Here is an 884-nt window from a genome sequence, read left to right as displayed (position 1 = left end):
ACAAACTTCGGGTTATTGCGCAGCCACTTCTCTGTTTTTTTGCTCTTGTGGATAATGTAGTTGTCCACCACCAGCGTAATGGTTTTGGCTCGCCGGTATTGCCGCTTCAGCTTTTCCATCAGGCTGATAAACAGTTCTGAGCTTTTGCTTGTTGAGCCAACATAGGTTATCTGGCCTGTTTTGCTATGCAGTGCCCCAGCCAGGTAGTGTTTTCTGTTTTTGCCCGGCGTTACCACCAGACGTTGTTTACCTTTATAGCCCCAGTCTGCACCGATTTTTGGGTTAAGGTGGATATCAACTTCATCTTCATAAAATACCGGATGTTCAGCGCTACAATTATTCAGCGCCTCATATATTGCCGCCATTTTCTCGGCTTTAGCTGGGTCTTTTATCCGCAGCGTTGGCGCTGCTCTGCGCCAGACTATGCCGGCTTTAGGCAGCAAGCGGCGTATCGTTGAGCTGTGCACAATCAAGCCAAGAACGCGCTTCAACACCAGACTTAACAGCTCCGTACTCCAGCGTGACCGTTGATAGCCAAGATCCCTGGGCTTGTGCTCAATCAGTAACTTAAGCACATCAATAATTAAAGCCTTGGGCTGTGTTGGCGGTCGGCCTGTACGCTGATTTGTTAAGCCATCAATCCCTGCTGCTTCGTACCACGTCATCCAGCGATTCACCGATGAACGTCCAGCTTGCAGCAGTCTGGCCACTTCAGCTTTAGCCTTACCTTTTAGAACCAATAACACCGCAGTTGCTCTGCGGCAAAGGTCTTTATCACGGGTTTTATGGATAATTTTCTTCAAACGGCGGGTTTCTGCGCCGTACAAAAATGCTATCTTGTTCATACTCAATGCGGTTTTGTGACTTATTAGTTTGGCGACCGA

Annotated in this window: 1 protein-coding gene; it reads right to left on the bottom strand. The window is 48.2% G+C overall.

Annotation, left to right across the window (positions count from 1 at the left end; all coding sequences use genetic code 11):
* Positions 1-845 (bottom strand): IS630 family transposase (locus ACYVIC_RS19785; protein ID WP_460862716.1); only part of this gene is annotated, 845 nt, incomplete at its 3' end.
* Between the last annotated feature and the right edge of the window lie 39 nt (positions 846-884).

This window comes from Rheinheimera gaetbuli (genome assembly GCF_054781935.1).
The sequence above is the reverse complement of the archived record's forward strand: the minus strand, read 5'-3'. Positions and strand labels throughout refer to the sequence as shown.